General features: G+C 72.9%; 24 protein-coding genes. 11 read left to right on the top strand and 13 right to left on the bottom strand.

What is annotated here, in order from left to right:
* The first annotated feature begins 204 nt into the window (after positions 1 to 204).
* Both MKK55_RS21300 and MKK55_RS21305 read left to right on the top strand, forming a co-directional pair.
* Positions 205 to 411 carry a hypothetical protein gene (locus tag MKK55_RS21300; RefSeq protein WP_147729034.1) on the top strand — a complete coding sequence of 69 codons (207 nt, stop codon included), beginning with the start codon at positions 205 to 207 and terminating at the stop codon, positions 409 to 411.
* An 87-nt stretch (positions 412 to 498) separates the two neighbouring features.
* The gene (locus MKK55_RS21305) at positions 499 to 1,029 is read left to right on the top strand and encodes a GNAT family N-acetyltransferase (RefSeq protein ID WP_243937522.1); all 531 of its coding nucleotides are present in this window, start codon (positions 499 to 501) and stop codon (positions 1,027 to 1,029) included.
* A gap of 25 nt (positions 1,030 to 1,054) precedes the next feature.
* Here MKK55_RS21305 and MKK55_RS21310 read toward each other — a convergent pair whose 3' ends face one another.
* Positions 1,055 to 1,975: a bestrophin family protein gene (locus MKK55_RS21310; RefSeq protein ID WP_243932120.1), complete on the bottom strand. Its 921-nt coding sequence runs from the start codon at positions 1,973 to 1,975 to the stop codon at positions 1,055 to 1,057.
* Positions 1,976 to 2,144: 169 nt separating this feature from the next.
* Between MKK55_RS21310 and MKK55_RS21315 the strand changes: the two genes are divergently transcribed.
* Complete coding sequence (locus MKK55_RS21315; RefSeq protein WP_147858430.1) at positions 2,145 to 2,804, top strand: DUF2147 domain-containing protein; 660 nt, start codon at positions 2,145 to 2,147, stop codon at positions 2,802 to 2,804.
* A 153-nt stretch (positions 2,805 to 2,957) separates the two neighbouring features.
* Here the strand turns inward: MKK55_RS21315 and MKK55_RS21320 are convergent, their stop codons facing one another.
* Positions 2,958 to 4,181, bottom strand: coding sequence for a serine hydrolase domain-containing protein (locus MKK55_RS21320; RefSeq protein ID WP_243937523.1), 1,224 nt, complete (start codon positions 4,179 to 4,181; stop codon positions 2,958 to 2,960).
* Between the two features lie 64 nt (positions 4,182 to 4,245).
* Complete coding sequence (locus MKK55_RS21325; RefSeq protein WP_147728397.1) at positions 4,246 to 4,755, bottom strand: DUF427 domain-containing protein; 510 nt, start codon at positions 4,753 to 4,755, stop codon at positions 4,246 to 4,248.
* Between the two features lie 107 nt (positions 4,756 to 4,862).
* On the opposite strand from MKK55_RS21325, the gene otsB reads away from it, so the two are divergent.
* Positions 4,863 to 5,612, top strand: coding sequence for a trehalose-phosphatase (otsB, locus tag MKK55_RS21330; RefSeq protein ID WP_243937524.1), 750 nt, complete (start codon positions 4,863 to 4,865; stop codon positions 5,610 to 5,612).
* A gap of 134 nt (positions 5,613 to 5,746) precedes the next feature.
* Complete coding sequence (locus tag MKK55_RS21335) at positions 5,747 to 6,700, top strand: glucokinase (RefSeq protein ID WP_409566101.1); 954 nt, start codon at positions 5,747 to 5,749, stop codon at positions 6,698 to 6,700.
* 43 nt (positions 6,701 to 6,743) lie between these two features.
* Here MKK55_RS21335 and MKK55_RS21340 read toward each other — a convergent pair whose 3' ends face one another.
* The gene (locus tag MKK55_RS21340) at positions 6,744 to 8,222 is read right to left on the bottom strand and encodes an MFS transporter (protein WP_147843944.1); all 1,479 of its coding nucleotides are present in this window, start codon (positions 8,220 to 8,222) and stop codon (positions 6,744 to 6,746) included.
* Between the two features lie 115 nt (positions 8,223 to 8,337).
* Between MKK55_RS21340 and MKK55_RS21345 the strand changes: the two genes are divergently transcribed.
* Positions 8,338 to 8,685 (top strand): hypothetical protein, encoded by a 348-nt coding sequence (locus tag MKK55_RS21345; RefSeq protein WP_243937528.1) that lies wholly within the window; start codon positions 8,338 to 8,340, stop codon positions 8,683 to 8,685.
* Between the two features lie 18 nt (positions 8,686 to 8,703).
* On the opposite strand, the gene MKK55_RS21350 is transcribed toward MKK55_RS21345, so the two are convergent.
* The 5 genes from MKK55_RS21350 to MKK55_RS21370 all read right to left on the bottom strand — a co-directional run bounded on the left by MKK55_RS21350 (position 8,704) and on the right by MKK55_RS21370 (position 13,078).
* Positions 8,704 to 9,807: an ABC transporter permease gene (locus MKK55_RS21350; RefSeq protein WP_243937530.1), complete on the bottom strand. Its 1,104-nt coding sequence runs from the start codon at positions 9,805 to 9,807 to the stop codon at positions 8,704 to 8,706.
* Positions 9,804 to 10,727 (bottom strand): ABC transporter permease, encoded by a 924-nt coding sequence (locus tag MKK55_RS21355; protein WP_243937531.1) that lies wholly within the window; start codon positions 10,725 to 10,727, stop codon positions 9,804 to 9,806. Before MKK55_RS21355 ends, MKK55_RS21350 begins: the two co-directional genes overlap by 4 nt.
* A 43-nt stretch (positions 10,728 to 10,770) precedes the next feature.
* Positions 10,771 to 10,965 (bottom strand): hypothetical protein, encoded by a 195-nt coding sequence (locus MKK55_RS21360; RefSeq protein WP_147729510.1) that lies wholly within the window; start codon positions 10,963 to 10,965, stop codon positions 10,771 to 10,773.
* Positions 10,966 to 11,040: 75 nt separating this feature from the next.
* Positions 11,041 to 12,636 carry a peptide ABC transporter substrate-binding protein gene (locus MKK55_RS21365; RefSeq protein ID WP_243937532.1) on the bottom strand — a complete coding sequence of 532 codons (1,596 nt, stop codon included), beginning with the start codon at positions 12,634 to 12,636 and terminating at the stop codon, positions 11,041 to 11,043.
* A 4-nt stretch (positions 12,637 to 12,640) separates the two neighbouring features.
* The gene (locus MKK55_RS21370; protein WP_147729912.1) at positions 12,641 to 13,078 is read right to left on the bottom strand and encodes a GlcG/HbpS family heme-binding protein; all 438 of its coding nucleotides are present in this window, start codon (positions 13,076 to 13,078) and stop codon (positions 12,641 to 12,643) included.
* 111 nt (positions 13,079 to 13,189) lie between these two features.
* Here MKK55_RS21370 and MKK55_RS21375 point away from each other — a divergent pair, with 111 nt between their 5' ends.
* The gene (locus tag MKK55_RS21375; RefSeq protein WP_243937533.1) at positions 13,190 to 14,287 is read left to right on the top strand and encodes a hypothetical protein; all 1,098 of its coding nucleotides are present in this window, start codon (positions 13,190 to 13,192) and stop codon (positions 14,285 to 14,287) included.
* Positions 14,288 to 14,354: 67 nt separating this feature from the next.
* Positions 14,355 to 15,047: a dihydrofolate reductase family protein gene (locus tag MKK55_RS21380; RefSeq protein ID WP_243937534.1), complete on the top strand. Its 693-nt coding sequence runs from the start codon at positions 14,355 to 14,357 to the stop codon at positions 15,045 to 15,047.
* Between the two features lie 22 nt (positions 15,048 to 15,069).
* Here MKK55_RS21380 and MKK55_RS21385 read toward each other — a convergent pair whose 3' ends face one another.
* Complete coding sequence (locus tag MKK55_RS21385) at positions 15,070 to 15,972, bottom strand: alpha/beta fold hydrolase (protein WP_243937535.1); 903 nt, start codon at positions 15,970 to 15,972, stop codon at positions 15,070 to 15,072.
* A 222-nt stretch (positions 15,973 to 16,194) separates the two neighbouring features.
* On the opposite strand from MKK55_RS21385, the gene MKK55_RS21390 reads away from it, so the two are divergent.
* Complete coding sequence (locus MKK55_RS21390; RefSeq protein WP_243937536.1) at positions 16,195 to 17,514, top strand: MFS transporter; 1,320 nt, start codon at positions 16,195 to 16,197, stop codon at positions 17,512 to 17,514.
* Positions 17,515 to 17,549: 35 nt separating this feature from the next.
* Here the strand turns inward: MKK55_RS21390 and MKK55_RS21395 are convergent, their stop codons facing one another.
* The 3 genes from MKK55_RS21395 to MKK55_RS21405 all read right to left on the bottom strand — a co-directional run bounded on the left by MKK55_RS21395 (position 17,550) and on the right by MKK55_RS21405 (position 21,645).
* The gene (locus tag MKK55_RS21395) at positions 17,550 to 18,710 is read right to left on the bottom strand and encodes a glycosyltransferase (RefSeq protein ID WP_409566102.1); all 1,161 of its coding nucleotides are present in this window, start codon (positions 18,708 to 18,710) and stop codon (positions 17,550 to 17,552) included.
* A 130-nt stretch (positions 18,711 to 18,840) separates the two neighbouring features.
* Complete coding sequence (locus MKK55_RS21400; RefSeq protein ID WP_243937540.1) at positions 18,841 to 20,709, bottom strand: ABC-F family ATP-binding cassette domain-containing protein; 1,869 nt, start codon at positions 20,707 to 20,709, stop codon at positions 18,841 to 18,843.
* Positions 20,710 to 20,778: 69 nt separating this feature from the next.
* On the bottom strand, positions 20,779 to 21,645 hold the full coding sequence (locus tag MKK55_RS21405; RefSeq protein WP_243937542.1) for a UDP-3-O-acyl-N-acetylglucosamine deacetylase: 867 nt from the start codon (positions 21,643 to 21,645) through the stop codon (positions 20,779 to 20,781).
* 380 nt (positions 21,646 to 22,025) lie between these two features.
* Between MKK55_RS21405 and MKK55_RS21410 the strand changes: the two genes are divergently transcribed.
* Both MKK55_RS21410 and MKK55_RS21415 read left to right on the top strand, forming a co-directional pair.
* Positions 22,026 to 22,712, top strand: a complete 687-nt coding sequence (locus MKK55_RS21410) for a Crp/Fnr family transcriptional regulator (RefSeq protein ID WP_147727456.1) — start codon at positions 22,026 to 22,028, stop codon at positions 22,710 to 22,712.
* Positions 22,713 to 22,716: 4 nt separating this feature from the next.
* Entirely contained in the window at positions 22,717 to 23,775 is a 1,059-nt protein-coding gene (locus MKK55_RS21415) for an ABC transporter ATP-binding protein (protein ID WP_243937544.1), read from the top strand.
* Positions 23,776 to 24,090: the final 315 nt, after the last annotated feature.

Genomic DNA, 24,090 nt, shown 5'->3' on the forward strand with positions numbered 1-24,090 from the left:
TCCGGAAGGGGCCCCGCTGCCGTCCGGCGTTGCTCCTGCGCGCACCGTACCGGTTTCCACCGGTCGCGCTCGAAAACGGGAACCGCGCCGGGACTCGCCGGTTGACGCCATATTGGAGCTGTTCTAATTAAGAACTGCAGACGGACGACGGGGCCGGCGACGGTTCCGACAGCCCGCGACAGACGCCCGAACCGGAGAAACCCGATGACCTCGACCAACGCCTCCTGCAACAGCTGCCGCTTCTTCGACGACCACAAGACCAACGGCGCCTCCGCCGTCGGCGATCAGGGCCTGTGCCGTTTCAACCCGCCGGTGAGCCAGCCGGCTCCCGAGTCCAAGGGCCTGTGGCCGGTGGTGGCCTCGCAGGATTGGTGCGGCCACTTCACCGCCGAGATGACCGCGGCCGAGTGATCCCCGCGCGATCCCGAAGGGATCGCCGAACGATCGACCGCAGGGCCGGCGCCGTCGCGCCGGCCCCTTTTTTGCGCGAGCGGATCGATGACGCCTGACCTGCGCCCGGCCGTCGACGCCGACATCGCCGCGATCGCCCGGATCTACGCCGACGCGGTGACGAACGGCACCGCGAGCTTCGAGACCGAGCCGCCGACTTTGGCCGAGATGGCGCGGCGGCGGATGGCGCTCGTCGCGGACGGCTATCCCTACCTCGTCGCCGAGCGCGACGGCGCGGTCTGCGGATACGCCTATGCCGGTCCCTATCGCGCGCGGGCGGCCTATCGCTCGACGGTGGAGGATTCGGTCTACGTCGCCGAGGCCGCGCGCGGTCTCGGGATCGGCCGCGCCCTACTGGCGGCGCTCATCGCGGCCTGCGAGGCGATCGACGCGCGGGTGATGGTGGCGGTGATCACCGATCCAGGCTCGGAGGCGTCGGTGGCGCTGCATGCGGGCCTGGGCTTCGCGCATGCCGGCGTGCTCGAGAACGTCGGCCACAAGCACGGGCGCTGGCTCGGCACGGTGCTGATGCAGCGCCGGCTCGGGCCCGGGCCGGACGCGGCCCCGTCGCGGACGTGAGCGAGACGGTCGCCGGCCCGCACGCTCAATCCAATCGGTAGCGCACCGGCTCCATCGCGGGCGGAAGCGGCTCGCCGAGGGCATCGAGCACCGTGCGCTCGGCCGTGCGCAGCATCGCATCGAGGGGCAGGTCGTTCGCCTCCAGGCCGAAGGGCTCTTCCAGCTCGTCGCCCAGCGCATCGAGGCCGAAGAAGGTGTAGGCCACCAGCATGGTCGCGACCGGCGTCGCCCAGCCGAGCGAGGCCGACAGCCCGAACGGCAGCAACAGGCAGTAGAGCCACGCCGTGCGGTAGAGCAGCAGGGTGTAGGCGAAGGGCAGGGGCGTGCCGTGGATCCGCTCGCAGGCGGTGTGGATCGCCGACAGGTCCGAGACCTTGCGCTCGAGGACGCCGAACAGCACGTCGGTGAGATGCCCGTCGCGATAGGCCCCTGCGAGGTCGCGGGTCAGGCCGGCGAGCACCGCATCGGTCGGGCTCGGGCAGGAGCGCAGGCGTGCGACCTCGCCCGGCGGCAGCCAGGGCGCGACGGCGGCCGCCTCGTCGAGGCCGCGCAGCCGCGCGTGCAGGCCGTGGCCGAAGCCCGCGAGCCGGCGCAGGCCGGTGCGGCGGACCGCATCGTGCTCGGGACCGGGCAGGAGGGCGACCAGAGTCCGGCTCAAGCCGCGCATCTCGACGATCAGCGCGCCCCACGCCTTCCGGGCCTCCCACCAGCGCTCGTAGCAGGCGTTGTTGCGGAAGCTGAGAAAGATCGAGAGCGCCAGCCCGATCAGGGTGAACGGGCCGATCCCGGCCGTCACCGGAAACCGTTCCGGAACGCGCTGCTCGACCGCGACCACCAGCGCGGCGAAGGCCGTCAGCCCGAGGACCTTCAGCGCCACCCGCGGCAGGATCGAGCCGCGCAGGGTGAACAGGATGGCGAAGAGGTTGGGACGGGGGCGAACGATCATGGATGGCAGGCTTAGCCGAAGCGGGTCGCTCCCGTCATCGGCCGTGCGGCACGGCGCGCCGAGGCACGGCCATGATCCCGTCATGTTCCGAGCGGATGGCGGGGCCCAGAGATTGGGCACGCGGGCGGGGCGAAGGCCACGGCGCGGGCGCGCGGAAGGAGTAGTGGGTATGACGGTTCGACGGATCGGCGCGGGAATCGGCGCCTGGGCCGGGCGTGCGATGGCGCTGGCCATGCTCTCGGGCATCGCGCACGCGGCGACGCCCGCGGACCCGAGCGGCACGTGGCTTACCGAGGACGGGCGTGCCCGCATCCGGGTGGAGAAGTGCGGCCCGAGCAACAAGAGCCTGTGCGGCTACGTCGTGTGGCTGAAGGTGCCGCTCAACGACAAGGGCCAGCCGCGGGTCGACTTCAAGAACCCCGACGCGAGCAAGCAGACGCGCGCATCGCTGGGCCACCAGCTCATCATGGGGCTGAAGCCGAACGCCGACGCCCATTACGAGGGCAAGATCTACAATTCCGAGGACGGCAAGTCCTACGACGTGACGATCTGGTCCGACACCCCGGAGGAGCTGACCGTCCGCGGCTGTCTGATCGCCTTCCTGTGCAAGTCGCAGACCTGGAACCGCGTGACCGACGTGGTCGCCGGCCAGATGACCGGGCCGACGAACGGTCCGGGAGGCCCGCGCACCGATCCGGAATACATGGCCGCCAAGCCGGCCGCGACCGGCTCGACCGCCGCCAAGCCCGCGGCGGCGAAGCCCGGCGCGAAGCCGGCCCCGGCTCCGGCCGCCGGCACGCCGCCCGCGGCCGCGCCCGCCGACGAATAGGCGCCGCAGAACGAAGGCGCTGTCGACCACGAGAGCGTCTCCCGTGATCCCTGGATCACGGGAGACGCTCTGTTTCGTCGTGTGGTCGCGTTATCCTCACGCGCGTGGGCATCCGCCTCGCCCGAGAATGCTCCCCCGCGCCTCGATCCCGTGTCAATCGGTCAGCGCGGCGTAGGTCAGCACCCGCAGCTCCTTTCGGATCGGCAGGGCCGAGGACGGGACGAGCTGCGTCAGCAGCACCACCGCGAGCTCCTCGGCCGGATCGACCCAGAACGCGGTCGAGGCCATGCCGCCCCAGGCGACCTCGCCCGGCGTGCCGACGATCTGGGCCTTGGCCGGATCGAGCATCACCGAGAAGCCGAGCCCGAAGCCGATGCCGTGATAGGACGATTCCGCGAAGCGCGGCGTGCCGATCGCGGCGAGGTCGCCGGGCAGGTGGTTCATCGTCATCAGCTCGACCGTCTTGCGCCCGAGCAGGCGCGCGCCGTCGAGCTCGCCCTTGTTCAGGATGAACCGGCAGAAGCGCAGGTAGTCGGAGGCCGTCGAGACGAGGCCGCCCCCGCCGCCGGCGATCGCCGGAGGCTTGGCGAAATGGGTCTCGACCGCGTCGTCGTAGAGCCTCAGCGTGCGGGTGCGATCGTAGACGTAGTTCGCGGCGAACCGCCCCATGTTCTCGGGTCTCACGAAGAAATCGGTATCGATCATGCCGAGCGGCGCGAGCACGGCGTCCCGCAGGTAATCCGCGAAGTCGCGCCCCGAGACGACGGCCACGAGGTGGCCGAGCACGTCCGTCGAGACGCTGTAGTTCCACGCCTCGCCGGGCTGCGACAGGAGCGGGAGCCGGGCCACGGTCGCCACCACCTCGGCGAGGCTCGCATCCGGGCGCAGGAAGTCGGCGCCCTGCTGGCGGTAGAGCGCATCGACCAGGGTCGATTCCATGAAGCCGTAGGTCAGGCCGCCGGTATGGGTGAGCAGGTCGCGGATGGTGATCGGGCGGCGGGCCGGCTCGGTCTCGAGCTTGGCGCGGTTGCCGCCGGTCGCGACCCGCATCTCGGAAAACTCCGGCAGGAAGCGCGCGACCGGGTCGTCGAGCTGGAACCGGCCCTCCTCGTAGAGCTGCATCACCGCGACCGAGGTCAGCGGCTTGGTCATCGAGTAGATCCGCGTCACTGTGTCGGTGGTGAACGGCGTCCTGCGGGCGAGGTCGGCGAGGCCGTGGGCGCGCTGGAACACCGTGTGCCCGCGCCGCGCCACGCTCACCGACAACCCGGCGAGCTTGCGCTCCGCGACGAGGCTGCGCATCCAGCCGTCGATCCGTTCCAGGCGTCCCGGGTCGATGCCGACGTCCTGCGGCCTTCCGTCGATCGCATCGCTCATGCCGTGCTCCTTGTTCCCGGCGCCCGATGTAGCGGTCCTGGGGCGGCGGGACAGCTCCCGAGGCTCACCAGCCCATTGTTCCAGGGCCGCCCTTGAACGGGCCGACGATGCCGGGGGTGATCCAGCCGCCGTAGAAGCCGCCCGGCTGCGGCTCCGCGCGGACGCCGCCGACGGTGCAGGCCTCCATCGGGCCGGCATAGAAGGCGACGTAGCCGGCGATGGCGCGGAAATCCGGCGTCGGATCGGGATAGGCCCAAGCGGCACCGGGAACAGCCGCGCCGGGAATCGCTGCGCCGCCCGCCGTCACGTCGAACAGCACCGCGCGGCCCTTCCATTCGCAGATCCCGGCCCGGTGCGCCGGCCCGAGCACGCCCTCGGCGACGTCGGCGGGCGGGAAGTAGTAGGTCGGCGGATGGCTGGTCTCGAGCACGCGAAACCCGGCCCGCGTCTCGGCGATGGTGCGGCCGCCGAGGACGACCTTCAGCGTCGCGGCGACCGGCTCCAGCCGGGGCGGGCGCGGATAGGCCCACACGCTCTCCTCGCCGGGCTTCGTCGGGGATGGGGTCGGATGCATCGCGTCGTCCTCGGTTCGTCTCGTCCGAAACATAGGGCGCCGCGAAGATGCGTTTGCCGAAAACGCGCGGCGTGCTAGCCCCGACCCGACAGCCCGGAGCGCCGCCGTTGGACACGCCCATCGCCCTCTTCCTCGATTTCGACGGCACCCTGGTCGAGATCGCGCCGCGGCCGGACCTCGTCCGGGTCGAGCCCGGGCTGGTGCCGATGCTCCAGGCGCTGCACGCCCGGCTCGACGGGGCGCTGGCGATCGTGACCGGGCGCCCGGTCTCGGTGATCGACGACTTCCTCGCACCCGCCGCCTTCGACGTCGCCGGGCTGCACGGGGTCGAGCGCCGGGTCGACGGCGTCCTCACCGGCGGCAGCCCGGACGACCATCCGGAGCTGCGTGCGCGGATGCCTCGGCTCCGGGCCCTGGTCGCCGACCTCGACGCGGTGCTGATCGAGGACAAGGGCGCCTCGGTCGCCGTGCACTGGCGCCTGGCGAACCCGGCCGATGCCGAGCGGGCGGAGGCCGCGGTCACGGCGATCGCCACCGAGCTGTCGGGCCAGTACCGGCTCCAGCTCGGGAAGGCGGTCGGCGAGATCGTGCCGGCCTCGGCCACCAAGGCGCACGCGATCCGCGCCTTCCTCGAGCACGCCCCCTATGCCGGCCGCCGCGCGGTGTTCCTCGGCGACGACCGCACCGACGAGATCGCGTTCGCCAGCGTCGCGGCGTATGGCGGCCTCGGCATCCGCATCGGGCCCGGCGAGACCGCGGCCGCGCGGCGCCTGGCCGACCCGAACGCGGTGCACGCCTTGCTTGGCAGCTGGGCGGCGGGCGGGATCATCGACCCGGACACGCTGCCGGCGGCCTGAGCCGCGCCGGCGGCTCCATCGGACAGACAGCGACGCGTCGGCCGGGACGGCCCGCGTCGATCGGGAAAGGGTACCGCATGTTCGCGTTTCCGGTCCTCGTCGGCGATATCGGCGGCACCAACGCCCGGTTCGCGGTGGTCGATTCCAAGGGCGCCGCGCCGCGCCCGCTCTCGCACGAGGAGACGGCGCGCCACCCCGACCCGTCGAGCGCCATCCGCGCGGCGCTGGCCAAGCAGGGCGATGAAGGCGGAAAGCCGCCGCGCTCGGCGATCCTGGCCATCGCCGGCCGGGTCGACGGCCCGAAGGTGCAGCTCACCAATGCCCACTGGGTGATCGAGGGCGCGAAGATCGGCGCCGATTTCGACCTCGACTCGTCCGTCGTCGTGAACGATTACGTCCCGGTCGCCGCCGGCGCCGCCGGCATCGCGCCGCACGACCTGACCCCGATCGGGCCGACCGGGCACGCGCCCGGGGGCGCCCGCGTCGTGCTCGGGCCCGGCACCGGCTTCGGCGCCGCGGCCCTGGTGCCGTATTCGGATCGCCTCGCGATCGTCTCGACCGAGGCGGGCCACACCGATATCGGCCCCGCCGACGCGTTCGAGGAGAAGGTCTGGCACGCGCTGGAGCGCGTCGAGGACCGGATCACCGTCGAGACCGTGCTCTCCGGCCCCGGCCTCGCCCGCCTGCACGCCGCGGTGCGCCACGTCAGGACCGGCGAGCCGCCGGAGAAGATCGAGCCGGCGGCGGTGACCCAGGCCGGGCTCGACGCCTCCGACCCGCATGCCGCCGAGGCGCTGGAGCTGTTCGGTCGCGTGCTCGGCCGCGTCTGCGGCGACCTCGCCCTGACGTTCCTGGCCACCGGCGGCGTCTATATCGGCGGCGGCATCGCCCCGCGGATCGTCAAGCTGCTGCAGCAGGGCGGCTTCCGCGATTCCTTCGAGCGGAAGGCGCCGTTCGCCGCGATGATGCGGGCGATCCCGACCAGCGTCATCACGGTCCACGACCCCGCCTTCACCGGGCTCGCGGCCCTGGCGAGCGAGGGCGAGACCTTCGTCTATCACGGGCAGGTTTGGCGCCGGGGGGCGTGATCTTAACGCCGCCCGGCCAGATCATAGCGCGCGGGACGAGCCGTCACGCCGCCGCGAGCGGCTTCGAAACGTCCTCCAGGGACCGCCCCTCGGCCGCCGTGCCGAAGAGGCCGCCGACGATCGAGGCCACCGCCATCAGCGCGGCGCCGACGAGGTAGCCGCCGAAGACCGCGTCGCGGGAGCCGGTCTCGACGAGCGAGCCGAACAGCAGCGGCCCAGACACGCCGCCGATGCCGGTGCCGATCGCGTAGAAGCCGGCGATGGCCAGCGCCCGGATCTCCAGCGGGAAGGTCTCAGCCACCGTGAGGTAGGCGGCGCTCGCGGCGGCGGAGGCGAAGAAGAACACCACCATCCAGACGCCGGTCTGCGCCCAGGCGCCGAACACCTCGATCTTGAACAGGTACCCCGCGCCCGCGAGCAGCAGCGCGGAGATGCCGTAGGTGAAGGCGATCATCGGGCGGCGGCCGACCGTGTCGAACAGGCGCCCCAGCAGCACCGGCCCGAGGAAGGAGCCGAGCGCGAACGGCAGCAGGTACCAGCCGACGCTGCCGCCGGGCACGCCGTAGAAGCGCTCCAGCACCAGGGCGTAGGTGAAGAACAGCGCGTTGTAGAAGAACGCCTGCGCGATCATCAGCGACAGCCCGACGAACGTCTGCCGGCGCGAGGTGCCGAACATCGTCCCGAACACCTCCGAGAGCGGCGTGTGGCTGCGGGTGCGCAGCTTCATGCGCTTGCCCGCGTCGACCGGCGGCAGGGTGTGGCCCTCGTCGGTGAAGCGCTTCTCGATGCCGGTGACGACCCGGTCGGCTTCCGCCGTGTAGCCGTGCGTCGCGAGCCAGCGCGGGCTCTCGGGGATCCAGGTGCGCAGCAGCAGGATCACGAGGCCGATGGCGCCGCCGGTGAAGAACGCGACGCGCCAGCCCCAGGCCGGGTCGATCACCTCGGGCTTCAGCAGGACGATCGACAGGAAGGAGCCGAGCGCCGCGCCGATCCAGAACGAGCCGTTGATGACGAGATCGGTCCAGCCGCGCACGCGGGCGGGGACGAGCTCCTGGATCGTCGAGTTGATCGCGGTGTACTCGCCGCCGATGCCGGCGCCGGTGAGGAAGCGGAAGATGCAGAAGGAATAGACGTTCCACGACAGGCCCGTCGCCGCGGTCGCCGCGAGGTAGAGGGCAAGCGTGATGAAGAACAGCTTCTTGCGGCCGATGCGGTCGGTGAGCCAGCCGAAGCCGAGCGCCCCCGTGACCGCGCCGACGAGGTAGGACGAGGCGGCCAGGCCGACGTCAAACTCGGTGAAGCTCATCGGCGCCTTGCGCAGCGCCCCGACCAGCGCCCCGGCGAGCGTCACCTCGAGCCCGTCGAGCACCCAGGTGATGCCGAGCGCCACGATGACGAGGACGTGGAACCGGCCCCAGGGCAGCCGGTCCAGTCGCGCCGAGATGTCGGTGTCGACGACCGTGCCCATGGGGGCGCGCTCGGGCGTTTTCTCGCCCGAGGCCGTCTCGACTTTGGTCGCCATGACTGTGTTTACCTTGACTCGAGACTGCTGTTCAGAACGGCGGAGACCAACAAAAGGTTCGGCCGAGCTTTCATCGTTGCGGGCGTTGATGGCGGCATCACCGTGGATGCTCCCCATGAAGCCTCGCCCCGACGTCCGCAAGACCGGTCGCCTCCCGCCCCGCCATTCCTTGGCCGCCCGTTCCGGAGCCCGCCGCCTCGGCCCCTGCCTGCGCGTGGCGATCCTGGGCACGGCCGCGCTCGCCGGCCTCGCCATCGTGCCGACGCACGGCGCCGACGCGACGCTCGCCCGGGACCGGCAGCCGGTCGCGATGTCCGGCGCCGACCGCTGGCGCCTGCGCCCGGCCCAGACCAACATCGTCCTGCCCGCGGCCGCGCAGGCGCGGGTGCGCCCGGCGATGCCGATCCCCGAAGAGCGCCGCCGCGTCCGGCAGGTCTACCCGGCCTACACCGAGATGCGGTGACATCGCCGGGCGCGGGCGTCAGGCGTCGGCGCGCGGATCGAGCGCGTCGGCCAGCCCGTCGCCGAGCCGGTTGAGCGCGACCAGCGTCGCGACCAGGAACGCCGCCGGCCCGGCGAGCATGTGGGGGGCGGATTCGAGGCTGCGCGCGCCCTCCGCGATCAGCACGCCCCAGCTCGTCGCCGGCTCCTGCACCCCGAGGCCGAGGAACGACAGGAAGCTTTCGAGCAGGATCACCCGCGGCACCAGCAGCGTGGCGGCCACCGTCACCGGCCCGAGGGTGTTGGGCACGATGTGCCGGCGCAGGATGGTCGCGGCCGAGAGCCCCAACGCCTCGGCGGCGCGGACGAAGTCGCGGCGGCGCAGCGCCAGCGTCTGGGCGCGGACGATGCGGGCCATGTCGAGCCATTCCACGGCGCCGATCGCGATCAGGATCAGCACGAGGCTCGCGCGGAAGAACACCACCAGCACGATCACGAAGAACACGAACGGCAGGGCATAGAGGATGTCGACGACGCGCATCATCGCGGCGTCGACGGCCCCGCCGGCGAAGCCCGCCACGGCGCCGTAGACGATGCCGACGCCGAGGGCGACCAGCGTCGCGGTGAGCCCGATCAGCAGCGAGACGCGGCCGGCCACGAGGCTGCGGCTGAGCAGGTCGCGCCCGTGCACGTCGGTGCCGAGGAGGAAGTGCAGCCTGCGGACCGGCACCGCGACGGTGAGGCGCCGCCCCTCGTCGTCGCGGGCGACGATGCGCGGCTCGCCGAACAGGTCGGAGCGCGGCAGGTAGACGAGGCCGCGCGCGTCGATGGGCGCCTCCGAGGCCAGCACGAGGCGGAGCACGCCGTCCGCCGTCTCGGCCTGCGCGACCGCGGCGCGGATGCGGAAGGCGAGGCGATCGAGCGCCGGCCTCAGATGATCCGCGTCGGGCTGCGCCGCGAAGCCGGGGGGAAGCTGGCGCAGGTCGGGGTAGGTCCGCTCCGGCGCATGGCCGGTGAGGAAAGGGCCGACGAGGCAGGCAAGCGTCAGCAGGACAAGCACGGCGAAGGCCGCCGTCGCGCCGCGATGGTGCGAGAGCCGCAGCAGCGCGCGGCGCGACGGCGACAGGCGCGGGGGTAGGCTCACGCGTGCAGCCGCAGGCGCGGGTCGAGCCACGCGGAGACGAGGTCGGCGACGAGGTTGAGGGCGACGACGAGGACCGCCACCAGCACTACCGTCCCCATCACCAGCGTGTAGTCGCGGTTCAGCGCGCCCTCGACGAAGTAGCGGCCGATCCCGGGCAGGCCGAAGATGGTCTCGATCACCACCGAGCCGGTGAGCAGGGCGGCCGAGAGCGGCCCGAGGATCGCGACGACCGGCAGCAGCGCGCCGCGCAGCGCGTGGCGGGCGACGCGCCAGGGCGGCAGGCCGAGGCTGCGCATCGTCCGCACGTGCTGCGCGCGCAGCGCCTCCGCCATCGCCGCGCGGGTGAGCCGGGCGATGCCCGCGGCCTGCGGCAGCGCCAGGGTGATCACCGGCAGCACGAGATGCGTCGGCGCGCCGCCCTCCCAGCCGCTCACCGGCAGCCAGCGCAGCGACAGGCCGAAGGCGATCTGCAGCAGCGGCGCGACGACGAAGCTCGGCACCGAGAGGCCGAGGGAGGCGCCCGCCCCGACGAGGCGGTCGAGCCATCCGCCGCGGCGGTAGGCCGCCAGCGCGCCGAGGCCGACCCCTAGGATCAGCGAGACGGCGAGCGCCAAGCCGCCCAGGATCATCGAGACCGGCAGGCCGCGGGCGAACAGGTCCGCGACGGTGAGGTCGCGAAACGAGAAGGACGGCCCAAGATCGCCCCGCGCCAGGGCGGCGAGGTAGCGCCCGAACTGCACCGCCAGCGGCTGGTCGAGCCCATAGACCCGCCGCAGGTTGTCCATGGCCGCCGGTGCCAGCGGCCGCTCCAGGTCGAACGGGCCGCCGGGCGCGAGCCGCATCACGAAGAAGCTCGCCGCGATCACCACGAACAGGGTCGGGACCGCCTGCAGCAGCCGGCGCAGGAGGTAGCCGGTCATGGGCGATCGGGGCGTCGGAGGCGACGATGCCGCGTCGGAGCGTTCACGCCCGTCGCGCTTCGCGATACCCGGCCCAGATCCCGATCCCGAGCGAGGCCGGCAGCGTGACGGCGAGGTTCGTGCCGTGATTGAGGTAGAGATCGCCGAAGAACAGCATCGCGAACACGAAGACCCCGAGCAGGATCGGGTGACGCCTGGAGCGGGCCGGGTCGGGCGCCGGCGGTGCGACGTCGTCCATGGAATGCTCCGCTGCCGATGGTCCCGTCCTGTATCGGTCTCCCGCCCCGGCGAGACAAGCGCCGGGGACACGTGCTCAGCCCACCAGCCGCAGAAACCGCGTCGGCGCGGCGTTGCGCAGGTTCGGCACGTAGCCGTGCAGGCGCGGCGAGATCAGGGCCTTCGAGCGCGTGTGCATCACCGGGATCCAGGGCAGGTCGCGCATCGCGAGGCTCTCGGCGCGGGACAGCAGGTCGGCGCGGGCGGCGAGGTCGCGCTCGGCGGCGGCCTCGGCCAGGAGGGCGTCGTATGCGGGGTTCGACCAGTGGCCGGGATTCATGCCGTCGTTGCCGGTGGTGAGCAGGAACAGGAAGTTCTGCGGGTCCGAGTAGTCGGCGATCCAGGACATGCGGGCGACGTCGAAGTCGCCGCCGTCGCGCAGGTAGGCGAAGTGGGTCTTGGCGTCGGTGTAGACGAACCGGGTCTCGATCCCGAGGCCGCGCCACATCTCGGCGACGGCGACGGCGGTGTTGCGGTTGTTGTCGCTGGTGTTGAAGCGGTACTCGACGCGCAGCGGCCGATCCGGCCCGAAGCCCGCTTCCGTGAGCAGGCGCCTCGCCGTGTCCTCGTTGTCGATGGGGAGGCGGGTGCGCCCCTCGGTCTCCGGCGGCGTCCGGTAGTTGTCGAGGCCGGGCGGGCACAGCGAGTAGGCCGGGCTCATGGTGCCGCCCCACAACGCCGCGGCGAGGTATTCGCGGTCGAGCGCCAGCGAGAGGGCGCGGCGGACGCGGACGTCGTCGAAGGGCGGCTTGCGCGTGTTCACCGCCAGGGCGTAGAGCCCGAGCGAGGGTCCCAGCACCACCTGATCGCCGAAGCGGCGGCGGAGCGACGCCATCTGGTCGCCCGGCAGGTCGGCCAGCGAATCGAGCTCGCCCGCATCGTAGCGGCGCACCGCGCTCGAGAGGTCCGGCGTCGGCACGAAGGCGACCTGCGCGATCGCGACCTCGGCCGCCGCGTGGAAATGCGGGTTGCGCCTGAGCACGATGCGGTCGTTCGGCACCGAATCCGCCAGGGCATAGGGGCCGTTCGAGACCAGGTTGCCCGGCCGGGTGAAGCCGTCGCCGAAGCGCTCGACCGAGGGGCGGTGCACCGGCAGCGCGGTCTGGTGCGTCAGCAATTCGAGGAGGTAGGGGGTTGGCGCCTCCAGCGCGATCGTCAGCGTGCGCGGGTCCGGCGCCGCGACCCCGAGCGCCGTCGCCGGCATCGTGCCGCGGTTGATCGCGGCCGCGTTGCGGATCGGAAACAGCACCTCGGCGTACTTCGCCGCCGTCTCCGGCGCGAGGATGCGGCGCAGGGAATAGACGAAGGCCTCGGCCTCGACCGGATCGCCGTTCGACCAGCGCCCGCCTTCGCGCAGGGTGAAGGTGTAGGTCAGCGCATCGTCCGAGATGCGCCAGGATTCCGCCGCGCCGGGGACGATGGCGCCGCGATTGTCGTAGGTGAGAAGGCCGTCGTAGAGGTCGCGCAGGATGTGCGCCTCGGCCACCGTCGAGGAGCGATGCGGATCGAGGGTCTCGGGATCGGCGTCGTTGCCGCGCCGATACGTGGCCTCCGGGGCCGCTCCGGCCCCGGCCGAGCCCCCGAGCAGCAGGGCGCCGGCGCCGGTCAGCCAGCCACGGCGCGGCAGGCGCATCGGCTCAGGCGCCGGTCTCGGGCACGAGCCCGGCGGCCTCGATGCCGGCGACCGCGCAGATCTCGTCGTTGTCCGAGGTGTCGCCGGAGATGCCGACGGCGCCGAGAAGGCGCCCGTCGGCCGCACGGACCAGCACGCCGCCCGGGACCGGCACCAGGGCCGCCGGCCCGACCACGTGGCTCACCGCGGCGACGAAGTAGGGCTGCGCCTCGGCGCGGGCGTGGATCGCCCGCGAGCCGAGGCCGAGCGCGAGCGCGCCGTTGGCCTTGCCCATCGCGATCTCGGCGCGGCGGAGCGAGGTGCCGTCCTCCGCCTGGACACATTTTAGAGAACCGCGATCGTCATATACAACCACCGCAAGCGGCTTCAGGCCGCGCGTTCGCGCCGTCTCCAGGGCGGTGGCGACGATGGTGCGGGCGGCCTCGAGCGTCAGGTCGATCATCGGAACCGAGGGGGATCTTGGGGGACGGACGGCCGCGCGGACGGTCCGCGACGGCCAGGGATCAGGACAGGGAGGCGATCGACGGTGCGTCGCGCGATCATCCATATCGGAATGCCCCGGACGGGGTCCACATCGCTGCAGCAGGTGCTGGCCAACCTGCGGCCGCGGCTGGCGGAAGCCGGCCTGCTCTACCCGGACCTCGCACCCGAAGGCGCCCAGCCCGGGTCCGACGTCAACCACCAGGGATTGGGCGAGGCGCTCGACGGGCGGCGGCCGAAGGCGGAGCGCCGCGCGATGCTCGCGCGCCTCGATCGCGTCCTGTCCGAGACGGACGCCGACACGGTGATCCTGTCCTACGAGGACTTCTCGGTGCAGCGGCCGAGCTTCGGCGTGCCCCGGACGCTGTCCGAGGCGTTCGTCCGCCGGGGCTTCGCGATGGAGGTCGTGATGGCGGTCAAGCCGCCGTTCGAGTTCCTGAACTCCGCCTACGCCCACCGCGCGCAGCTGGTGAAGGAGCCGCGCAGCTTCCGCGAATACGCCCGTGCGAACCGCCGCTCCGGGCGGCTCGATTATCGCGCGCTGATCGCGCCCTGGGCGCGGGCGACGGACGGCGCCGTGATCGCCGTGCCGCTGCGCGACGCGCGCTCCGACGCGACGCTGGTCGAGCGGTTCGTCGCCGCGCTCGGGCTGACCGCGCGGCTCGCGCCGATGATGGACGCCGACGCCCTGCGGACCGTGACCAACCGCAGTTCCGGGCCGCTCGCCGTCGAGGCCTCGCGCCGCCTGCGGCACCTCCGGGTCCACCGCCAGGTGGAGGGCCACCCGCGCCGGATCGGCCACGTCCTCGACCAGGCGGCGTGGTCGCGCGGTCTCGATCCGGAGCCGTTCCGCGGCGACGCTCCGGACCTCGCCGAGGAGATCGCCGACCGCTTCGCCGCCACCTGCGCGCGCTTCGCCGACCTCGCCTGGGGCCTGCCGTGGGATCGCGTCGTCGCCGCGGCGCCGGCACGGGCGCGGAACGAGTGGGCCGGGCGGCCGATCCCGCCGGAGACCGAGGCGCAGATCGCGCTCCTGATGCGCGAGACGATGCGCCGCTTCGATTTCCGCAGGCCTCCGGCGTGGCGCCGGATCCCGGCCGAGTGCGCCGAGAGCGCCGCGTTGGGCGCGGCGCGCCTGATCGGCTTCGAATCACGCTGGCGCGTCAGCTGAGCGGCCCCTGTGCGAAGGGCCGTCGCGGGCTAGTTCCAGCGGCGACCCGTCCGCAGGAGACCCGACGATGGCCGAGACCGCCAGACCGCACGTGATCTGCCACATGACCAGCTCCGTCGACGGGCGGATCAAGACCCGCCGCTGGGGGATCGACGCCGACGGCCATTACGAGACGGTGCACGCGCGCCTCGACGGCGATGCCTGGATGTGCGGCCGCGTCACCATGCAGGGCTACGCCGACAGCGCCACGCCGCTCGCCGCCCCGCCCGCCGATGACGGCCCGGTGCCGCGCGAGGACCACGTCGCCCGGCGCGACGCGTCCGGCTACGCGGTGGCCCTCGACGCGAAGGGTCGCCTCGACTGGGGCGCGCGGAACGAGATCACCGGCGATCACGTGGTGGTGGTCCTGACCGAGGCCGTCCCCGACGCGCATCTGAGACGCCTGCGGGCGGGCGGGCAATCCTACCTGTTCGCCGGCACCGAGACGATCGACTTCGCGCTGGCGGTGGAGAAGCTCGGCCGCCTGTTCGGCATCGCCCGCCTCCTGGTCGAGGGCGGCGGCGGCATCAACGGCTCGATGCTGCGGGCCGGCGTGATCGACGAGCTCAGCCTGCTGCTCGCCCCGGCCGTCGACGGCCTTCGCGGCACTCCCGCGGTGTTCGACGTCGACGGCACCGAGGCCGACTCGCTCGGGGCCAAGCGCCGGCTCGAGCTGAGATCCTGCGAGACCCTGTCCGGCGGGGTGGTCTGGCTCCGCTAGCGCGTCGCCGCGGCCTGAGCGGTCAGGCGAGGCCGGCGAAGAACCCGTCGAAGAGCCCCGTCACCGTCGCCGGGTCCTCGAAATGCGGGAAGGCCCCGGTCGGCAGGGCGCGGATCGTCCAGTTCGGCCGGGCGGCGAAGCGCGGCGCGTCGCGGAAGTCGACGAAGTCGCCGCGGCTGCCGTGGAGCATCAGCACCGGGAGCGTCAGCGCCTCGTAGAGCGTGGTGGCGTCGGTCGGGAACAGGTGGCCGGCCACGAAGCAGTAGGGCGCGTGCCGCGCCCCGGGCTGGTGGGCCGAGCGGTAGTCGTAGGCGAACAGCCCCTCGTCGATCCGCTTCGAGCCGAAGGTCTTCTGCAGGAAGAAGCGCATGCTCGGGCGGCTGACGAGGAGGGCGAACAGCGCCGGCCCGAGGAGGCGCGAATCGACGATCGCACCGACGCGCGGGCTGCCGCGGTCGCCGCCCGCCGGCCCGCGCCCGGAGAGGCGCCGGTCGAACCCGGTCGGGCTGATCAGGCCGATCGCACGATAGGCCTCCGGCCGCTCGACCACGGCGCGGGCGAGGTAGGAGGCCGAGAGCGAGAGCGCGATCGCGTCGATGCGGACGACGCCGTGCCGGCGCGCGATCGCGTCGGCGACGGCGTGGATCGCGTCCGCCATCACCCGTGGAGTGTAGAGCCGGCGCGAACGTTCGGAGAAGCCGAAGCCCGGCAGGTCGAGGGCGTAGACCGGGCGCCGCCCCTGCGCATGCAGGTAGAGCGGGCGGACCTCGTAGGCGTTGGCGGCGGCGTTGATCGAGTGGATCAGCAGCAGCGGCACCCCTTCGGCCTCGGCCGAGCCGTAGACGCTCACCCGGCCAGCCGCCGTGTCGATCACCTCCCGCCGCCCGGGAAGGGCAGGGGGTAAGCCGTCGGGGCTCGTCGCCATCGCCTTGCGCCTCGTCTCAGGACGGATCGGTCGTCGCGACAACGGGATGAGCGGGCGGAACGTTGCCTGGCGCCGCCTGGTGCCTCGCCGTCGCATCGCGCCCGCGGCGCCGCACCCGGCAGCCGTTGACAGGGGGGCGGCGGTGTCGCGATCGTCCCCGGCCGAGGGGTGCCGGGTTCGTGGAACGCCGGATGCGCCGGCGACGCGAGGGAGTGACGGACCATGGCTCAGGCGGAGATCGGCGCGATCGAGCGCGCCACCCTGCGCACGGTGACGTGGCGCATCCTGCCGTTCCTGATGCTGGCCTACTTCGTCGCCTTCGTCGACCGGGTGAACGCGGGCTTCGCCGCCCTGCAGATGAACCAGGACATCGGCCTGTCGCCGGCGCAGTTCGGCCTCGGCGGCGGCCTGTTCTACGTGTCCTACGTGCTGTGCGAGGTGCCGAGCAACGTCGCGATGGAGCGCTTCGGCGCCCGCATCTGGCTCGCGCGGATCATGATCACCTGGGGGCTCGTCTCGGCCGGGATGGCCTTCGTCGTGGGCCCGGTCTCGTTCTACGCGGTGCGCCTGCTGCTCGGGGCGGCCGAGGCCGGGTACTTCCCCGGCGTGATCCTCTACCTGACCTACTGGTACCCGCGCGCCTATCGCGGGCGGATCGTGGCGATCTTCATGGTCGCGATCCCGATCTCGAGCTTCTTCGGGTCGCCGCTCTCGGCCTGGCTGCTCGGCACCGACGGGATGCTCGGCTTCCGCGGCTGGCAGTGGCTGTTCCTGATCGAGGCGGTACCGGCGGTGCTGCTCGGCATCCTCGCCTTCGTCCTGCTGCCGGACGGCCCCGCCCGCGCGAGCTGGCTGACGCCGCAGCAGCGCGCCTGGCTCACCGAGCGCCTGGCGGACGACCGGGCCTCGGTGGTGGAGGGCGCGGGGAGGCCCGCCGGCCACCTCTCGCTGCGGCAGGTGATGACCAACCGCTATGTGCTTGCCGCCTCGCTGATCTACGCCGGCGCCTCCGGGGCGAGCCAGTGCCTGTCGCTGTGGCAACCGCAGATCATCAAGTCCTTCGGCCTGACCAACTCCGAGACCGGGCTGCTGAACGCAATCCCCTTCGGCATCGCCTCGGTGCTGATGATCGTCTGGGGGCGGTCCTCGGACAGGCGGCGCGAGCGCGTCTGGCACACCGCGCTGCCGCTCGGGCTGCTGGCCGCCAGCCTCGCCGCGTCCGTGCTGACGAGCCAGCTCTGGCCGACGATCCTGATCCTGTGCCTCGCCATCACCGCGACCTACACCGTGAAGGGCCCGTTCTGGGCGCTCTCGACCGAATGGCTCTCGGCGGGCGCGGCCGCGGCCGGCATCGCCCAGATCAACGCCATCGGCAACATCGGCGGGTTCCTCGGCACCTACCTCCTCGGCGTCATCAAGGACGCGACGGGAAGCTACCCGCTGGGGCTGATGCCGCTGGTGATCCTCTCCGCCATCGGCTGCGCCCTGGTGCTGGGGCTCGGAAAGGCGAAGTCGCCGGCGCCCGCGCCGGCGCGGGCCTGAGGCCACCGGGGGAGGGGACCGGCGCCTTACCTAATTCAGGGCATGGCCCGCGTGACCGCCCCTGCCGATGTCGACGCCGCGACAGCCACTGGCCCCTCCCATCGGTCCCGAACCGATGCGAACGCCCGCACGACCGGCAGCACCGCCTTCGCGAGCCGGATCTGGCCGGGCAGTTGCGGGACGCTCAGCGGGGCGTGCTTCAGCTTCGGGCTGGCGCGCTCGGCCTCCGCGACGACCTGGCCGACAAGGGGAAGGGCGGCGATCCGCTCCGCCTCGTCCGCCGGGATGCCGAGGCGGCGCGCCCAGGCCGTGCTCGTCCCGAGCCTGCCGGAGGCATGGAGCCGGCGCAGGCGGCGGCGCCAGAGGTAGCGATGGAGCGCGCGCGGCACCGGTTCGAGTCGCGCGTCGCAGAGCGCGCCGGGATCCTCGCAGCGGGAGCGGATGGTGTCGGCGACCCCGCCCGGCGCCCGGCCGGTGAGGCGGGCGGAGATGAACACCATCACCGCCGGGTCGTGGCGGACCCGGAACCCGTGCGCGAGGAGGCGGGCGACGAAGGCGCCGTCCTCGCCGAGGGCGATCTCCGGCATGCCGCCAACCCGGGCGTAGGCGTCGCGGCTGACGGCGAGCGTCGCGCCGATGGTGGTGCGGTGGCACGGCCACGGGTCGTTCGGATCGGGGTCGATCCGCGCCTCCGCCTCGGTCAGGAGCGCGCTGTAGGCGTCTTCCAGGCGTCCGCGGGCCGGGAGCGAGGGCGGCAGCAGGGCCGCCTCCTCGGGGATCAGCTCGACCCGGCCCGCGACCGCGTCGGCGCCGGCCGCGAGCGCGCGCAGGTTGGCGAAGACCCAGTCCGGCGGCACGCGGCTGTCGGCGTCGGTGGACAGGATGGTGCCGGCGCCGCCGAGCCAGCCGGCGGCCGCGTCCATCGCCTTGCGCCGGGCCCAGCCGGCATGGGCGCCGGCATATTCCATCTCGATCACCCGCACCGGCACGGAAAGCCGCGGCACCAGCTCGGCGACGATGCGGGCGGTGTCGTCCGTGCAGTTGTTGAGGAAGAGCACGATGCCGAGGCGGCCCGGGGCCAGGCCCTGCTGCGCATCGAGGGCGTCGAGGCAGAAGCCGATGCGCTCGGCCTCGTTGCGCACGGGGATGGCGACGACCGTGTCCGGCCCACCGGCCGCCGGCGTCGTCGGCGCGATGGCATCGAGCACGACCGTATCAGGCATCATCCATCCTCGATCGCCGACGCTCTCCCGCACGGCGACGGTTCGTATCGTGGAACGTCGACATCCTGTCGCGGGCCGCGCCTGTACAGGGGCTGAAGGCCGATCAGGCCGCCGCCTCGATCTCCCCGCTCACCGAGAGCCATTCCTCCTCGGCGGCCCCGAGCGCCGCGACCGCGTCGGCGCGCATCTTCGCGATCTCGCCGGCCTTGGCCGCGTTCTGGAGGAAGGCGGTGCCGTCGCCGAGCGCCGCGTCGATCTTGGCGATGGCGGCGGTGAGCTTGTCCATGCGCGCCTCCAAGCCTTCGAGCCGCTTGCGCAAGGGGGCAAGCGCGGCGCGGCGCTCCACCGCTGAGCGCCGCGCCTCGGCCTGCTTGCCGCCCGAGGCGTCCTCGTCGCGGGCGGCGTCGCGCTCGGGACCGGCCAGCACGAGGCGCCGGTAATCGTCCATGTCGCCGTCGAAGGTTTTCACGGAGCCGTCGGCGACCAGCCAGAGCCGGTCGGCGCAGGCCTCGACCAGGAAGCGGTCGTGGCTGACCAGGATGACCGCGCCCTCGTAGTCGTTGATCGCCTCGACCAGCGCCTGCCGGCTCTCGATGTCGAGGTGGTTGGTCGGCTCGTCGAGGATCAGCAGGTGCGGCCCCTCGAAGGCGGCGAGCCCCATCAGCAGGCGGGCCTTCTCGCCGCCCGAGAGCTGCGAGACCGGCGTGTCCGCCTTGTTGGCGGGAAACCCGAGCCGGGCGGTGGCGGCGCGCACCCGCGCCTCGGGGGCGTCCGGCATCAGCGTGCGCAGGTGCGCCACCGCGTTCTCGGCCGGGCGCAGCTCGTCGAGCTGATGCTGGGCGAAGTAGGCGACCTTCATCTTCGAGGAGCGGCGCAGCTCGCCCGACAGCGCGTCGAGCCGGCCGCCGATGAGCTTGCAGAAGGTCGATTTGCCGTTGCCGTTGGCGCCGAGCAGCGCGACGCGGTCGTCGGGGGCGAGGCTGAGGTTGAGGCCCGAGAGCACGATGCGGTCGGGGTAGCCGGCCGCCACCCGCTCCATCGCCACGATCGGCGGCGAGAGCGGCTTCTCCGGGCTCGGCAGGTGGATCACCGGCACGTCGTCCTCGATCAGCCCGGCGATCGGCACCATCTTGGCGAGCTTCTTGACGCGCGACTGCGCTTGGCGCGCCTTCGTCGCCTTGGCCTTGAACCGGTCGATGAAGCTCTGGAGATGCGCCCGCTCGGCATCCTGCTTCACCTTGGCCTTGGCCTGGAGCATCCGCTTCTCGGAGAGCTGCTTGGCGAAGGAGGTGTAGCCGCCGCGGTAGATCGTCAGCTTGCCGCGGTCGAGGTGCAGGATGTGGTCGACCGACTCGTCGAGCAGGTCGCGGTCGTGAGAGATGATGATCGCGGTGCGGGGATAGCGCTCGAGGTAGTCGTAGAGCCAGATCGTGCCCTCGATGTCGAGGTAGTTGGTCGGCTCGTCCAGCAGCAGCAGGTCGGGCTCGGAGAACAGCACCGCGGCGAGCGCCACGCGCATGCGCCAGCCGCCGGAGAAGTCCGAGCACGGCCGGTTCTGCGCCGCCGCGTCGAAGCCGAGGCCGTGCAGGATCGCCGCCGCGCGGGCCGGCGCCGAATGCGCGCCGATGTCGACGAGCCGCGTCTCGATCTCGGCACGGCGCAGCCCGTCGGCGCCCTCCGCCTCGGCCATGAGCTTCGCGCGCTCGGTGTCGGCGGCAAGCACGACCGCATGGAGCGTCTCGGGCCCGGCCGGCGCCTCCTGCGCCACCGCGCCGATGCGCATGCCCTTGGGCATCGAGACCGCGCTCGCATCCACCGGCCACTCGCCGAGGATCGCCTTGAACAAGGTGGTCTTGCCGGCGCCGTTGCGGCCGACGAGGCCGACGCGGGCGCGGTCGGGGATCGAGAAGCTCGCGCCGTCGAGGATCAGGCGCTCGCCGATGCGGAGGGTGAGGTCGTTGACGCGGAGCATGGGGCGTTCTGGCGAGACCGGCGCCCGGTGGCAAGCGTGCGGTGCCATGCGCTTGAGTCGTGGGACGCCTCAGACCAGGTCCCAAGCCGTCGGGTCGGACATCAGCTTGGCGACCAGCGCGTGGTTGAGCTCGTGCCCGGTATGGGCCGCCGTCAGCCGCCCGAGGATCGGATGGCCGGCGAGCGCGAGGTCGCCGACGAGGTCGAGGACGCGGTGGCGCACCGGCTCGTCGGGCACCCGCATCCCGCCGACGATCCCCCCGCGCACAATCATCGCCGCCGAGCGCACGCCGCAGCCCTGCAGGAACGGCTTGCGCGTCGCGAAGCCGTAGGCGCGCCCGAGCATCGCGCGCCAGTAGCGCCCGAAGCTTCGCGCCGGCGCGATCTCCGCGAGGAACACGTCCGGCGTGACCGGGCCGGACCAGTCGAGCGGGCCGAAATGCGCCAGCGCGAGATGGGCGGAGACGTGAAGCCCGTCATGCGGCGCGATGCGCAGCGTGCGCCGGCCGTCCACCACCTCGACGGTTCGCAGCACCCGGATCATGCGGCGCGGCTCGCCATTCTCGATCCGGCCCGCCGCGCGGATCGCGCGGCACCAGGGCACCGCGCTGCCGTCGAAGATCGGAAGCTCCTCGGCATCGATCTCGACGAGCGCCTCGTCGATGCGCTCGGCCGAGAGCGCGGCGAGCAGGTGCTCGACGGTGCGGACCAGCGGCCCCTCCGGCGAGCGCAACGCCGTGCACAAAGGCTGGCGCTCGCGCAGGGTCCACAGCGCCGGGACGTCGACCGTTCGCCCGCCGTGAAGCCGCCGGCGGAAGACGATGCCGTGCCCGGGCGGGGCCGGGCCGACGCGCACGGTCGCGCGGCGCCCGGTGTGAAGCCCGCGTCCCGCCAGCGTGAACGCGGCCCCGAGGGTCGCCCGACGACCGCCGAACACGGGACCGGCCGGAGCGTGGCGCGCGTCGAGGGGGATCGAAATCGCCGCGCGTCCCGGCGCGAAAAGGTCGGGCGGTGAGGCCGGAGGCCTTCGATCGGGGGGCAACAGGCGCGGCATTCCGGATCCCGGGCGCCCTCGCAGGCCGAATGCGGTCCTTCACCTAAGCGACGTCGGCGCGAACGGGAAATCACAGTCTCGCGTAGTCCGGCGCGGCCCCATCCACCTCCATCGCCGACGGTCGGCTTGACCGGTGACGACCCGGTCGTCACGATCCGGCAACAAGCTCGACGACGCGATGCTCCGGGTCGGGCCGGTCGCGCGGACTTTCAGACGGTCCGCGGCGCGGCGGTCCCGGCGCATCGCGAAGGGACCGGTTTTCGATGGCACGGCTCTCCACCATTCCGTTCTTCAAGGAGCCGGGCATCGAGCTCGGCCCCTTCGAGACGCGCTGCCACTGGCGCCGCTTCGACGAGAACGAGGTGCTGGTCGACTTCGACGACGTCTCCACCGACGTCTACTTCCTCGCCACCGGCGAGGTGCGCATCCTCAACCGCACGCAGTCCGGCAAGGAGGTGATCCTGGGCGAGATGCGCGGCGGCGCGTTCTTCGGGGAGCTGTCGGCGCTGGACGGCGTCGGCCGCTCGGCCAACGTCACGGCGCTGACCCGCGGCGAGCTCTGCGTCGTCCCGGCCTCGGTGTTCCGGCAGATGGTGTTCGCCTCGGAAGCCATCGCCGACCGGCTGTTCCGCCTGCTAACCAAGCGCGTGCGCGAGCTCAACACCCGCCTGATGGAGCACGCGCTGCTCGACCTGCGCCACCGCCTCTATGCCGAGCTGCTGCGGCTCTCGGTGCCGCGGGCGGGCGGGGGCGACGAGCGGGTGGTGACGCCGCCGCCCTACCACCACGTGCTCGCCGCCCGCATCGGCTGCCGCCGCGAGCAGGTGACCCGCGAGTTCACGGTGATGGCGGCCGAGGGCCTCGTCGACCGCACCCGCGGCGCCCTGGTGATCCGCCGGCCGGACCTGCTGGAGGCCCGGGTCGCCGAGGCCCTGCGCGAGGACGGCTGAGCCCTTGTCCGCGCCGCTGCTGCGACTCGAGAACCTGACCAAGCGGTTCGGGGCCGGAACGGCCGTCGACGCCGTCTCCCTCGACCTGGCGGCGTCCGAGTTCTTCTGCCTGCTCGGGCCTTCGGGGTGCGGGAAGAGCACGCTGCTGCGCCTGATCGCCGGGTTCGAGGCGCCGAGCTCGGGCGCGATCCGCCTCGGCGACCAGGATCTCGCCGCGCTGCCGGCCCATCGCCGGCCGGTGAACATGATGTTCCAGTCCTACGCGCTGTTCCCGCACATGAGCGTCGGCCGGAACGTCGCCTACGGGCTCGATGGCCTCGTCGCCGGCCGCGCGGCGACGGCCGAGCGGGTCGCCGCGCTGCTGCGCCTCGTGCGCCTCGAGGGCTTCGCGGACCGCGCGCCGGCGACGCTCTCGGGAGGCCAGCGCCAGCGCGTGGCGTTGGCCCGGGCGCTCGCCCGCGAGCCGCGGGTGCTGCTCCTCGACGAGCCGATGGCGGCCCTCGACCGCACGCTGCGCGAGGAGACGCAGGCGGAGCTGCGCGCGCTGCAGCGCCGCCTCGCCACCACCTTCGTCGTCGTCACCCACGATCCCGCGGAGGCGATGACCCTGGCCGACCGCATCGGCGTGATGGATCGCGGCCGGCTCGTGCAGGTGGGCCGCCCGGCCGACCTCTACCGCCGGCCGGCCACGCGATTCGTCGCGGGCCTGCTCGGCGACGTGAACCTCATCCCCGGCCGCCTCGGGGCGGAGGAACCCGGCCCGCATCGCGGCGTCGAGAGCGTGGTAGGACCGCTGCTTGCGCGCGCGCCGGACGCGCCTCTTTCAGCCGGCGCCGACATCGTCCTCGCCGTGCGTCCCGAAGACCTGAGCCTGAGCGGGGAGGGCGTGCCCGGGACGCTGATCGAGGAGACCTTCCTCGGCGACCGCACCCGCCGCGTCGTCCGCCTCGCCGACGGCACCTGCCTGCGCGCGACAACCGCGCCGGGCGAGGGCGCGCCGGCCGTGGGCGAAGCGGTCGCGGTCCGCTTCGCCCCCGACGCCGCGACGATCCTGCCGGCATGAGAGGACGAGCGATCCCCACGATCATCGTCATGCCTCGCGCGTCGACGTCGCCACCCGTTCCCTCCCCCCTCTGCGGGGGAGGGGAGGCCGGACGGCTCCGCGCGCGTGATGTGCGACTATCGGCGCCCCGGCGCCGCGCTGGGGCGAGCGCCCCCTGCGATGACCACACCGTCCCTTCGGCACGCTCTCGCAGCCCCTCCGCGGCTCCCGGTCGGGCCGTGGCGCCGCGCCGTCCTCCGGGGGCCGTTGCGGATCCCCACTAGCACAACGCATCCGGCGCCGGCGTCCGTGCTCTCGCCGTCGCTGCCTGGGCTC

Source organism: Methylobacterium sp. J-059 (genome assembly GCF_022829485.1).
Classification (GTDB): Bacteria; Pseudomonadota; Alphaproteobacteria; order Rhizobiales; family Beijerinckiaceae; genus Methylobacterium.

What these genes read in the sequence shown, in the direction of transcription:
- MKK55_RS21300 (WP_147729034.1), top strand. Translation starts at nt 205, where the DNA reads ATGACCTCGACCAACGCCTCCTGCAACAGCTGCCGCTTCTTCGACGAC.
- MKK55_RS21305 (WP_243937522.1), top strand. Translation starts at nt 499, where the DNA reads ATGACGCCTGACCTGCGCCCGGCCGTCGACGCCGACATCGCCGCGATC.
- MKK55_RS21310 (WP_243932120.1), bottom strand. Translation starts at nt 1,975, where the DNA reads ATGATCGTTCGCCCCCGTCCCAACCTCTTCGCCATCCTGTTCACCCTG.
- MKK55_RS21315 (WP_147858430.1), top strand. Translation starts at nt 2,145, where the DNA reads ATGACGGTTCGACGGATCGGCGCGGGAATCGGCGCCTGGGCCGGGCGT.
- MKK55_RS21320 (WP_243937523.1), bottom strand. Translation starts at nt 4,181, where the DNA reads ATGAGCGATGCGATCGACGGAAGGCCGCAGGACGTCGGCATCGACCCG.
- MKK55_RS21325 (WP_147728397.1), bottom strand. Translation starts at nt 4,755, where the DNA reads ATGCATCCGACCCCATCCCCGACGAAGCCCGGCGAGGAGAGCGTGTGG.
- MKK55_RS21340 (WP_147843944.1), bottom strand. Translation starts at nt 8,222, where the DNA reads ATGGCGACCAAAGTCGAGACGGCCTCGGGCGAGAAAACGCCCGAGCGC.
- MKK55_RS21345 (WP_243937528.1), top strand. Translation starts at nt 8,338, where the DNA reads ATGAAGCCTCGCCCCGACGTCCGCAAGACCGGTCGCCTCCCGCCCCGC.
- MKK55_RS21355 (WP_243937531.1), bottom strand. Translation starts at nt 10,727, where the DNA reads ATGACCGGCTACCTCCTGCGCCGGCTGCTGCAGGCGGTCCCGACCCTG.
- MKK55_RS21360 (WP_147729510.1), bottom strand. Translation starts at nt 10,965, where the DNA reads ATGGACGACGTCGCACCGCCGGCGCCCGACCCGGCCCGCTCCAGGCGT.
- MKK55_RS21365 (WP_243937532.1), bottom strand. Translation starts at nt 12,636, where the DNA reads ATGCGCCTGCCGCGCCGTGGCTGGCTGACCGGCGCCGGCGCCCTGCTG.
- MKK55_RS21370 (WP_147729912.1), bottom strand. Translation starts at nt 13,078, where the DNA reads ATGATCGACCTGACGCTCGAGGCCGCCCGCACCATCGTCGCCACCGCC.
- MKK55_RS21375 (WP_243937533.1), top strand. Translation starts at nt 13,190, where the DNA reads ATGCCCCGGACGGGGTCCACATCGCTGCAGCAGGTGCTGGCCAACCTG.
- MKK55_RS21380 (WP_243937534.1), top strand. Translation starts at nt 14,355, where the DNA reads ATGGCCGAGACCGCCAGACCGCACGTGATCTGCCACATGACCAGCTCC.
- MKK55_RS21385 (WP_243937535.1), bottom strand. Translation starts at nt 15,972, where the DNA reads ATGGCGACGAGCCCCGACGGCTTACCCCCTGCCCTTCCCGGGCGGCGG.
- MKK55_RS21390 (WP_243937536.1), top strand. Translation starts at nt 16,195, where the DNA reads ATGGCTCAGGCGGAGATCGGCGCGATCGAGCGCGCCACCCTGCGCACG.
- MKK55_RS21400 (WP_243937540.1), bottom strand. Translation starts at nt 20,709, where the DNA reads ATGCTCCGCGTCAACGACCTCACCCTCCGCATCGGCGAGCGCCTGATC.
- MKK55_RS21410 (WP_147727456.1), top strand. Translation starts at nt 22,026, where the DNA reads ATGGCACGGCTCTCCACCATTCCGTTCTTCAAGGAGCCGGGCATCGAG.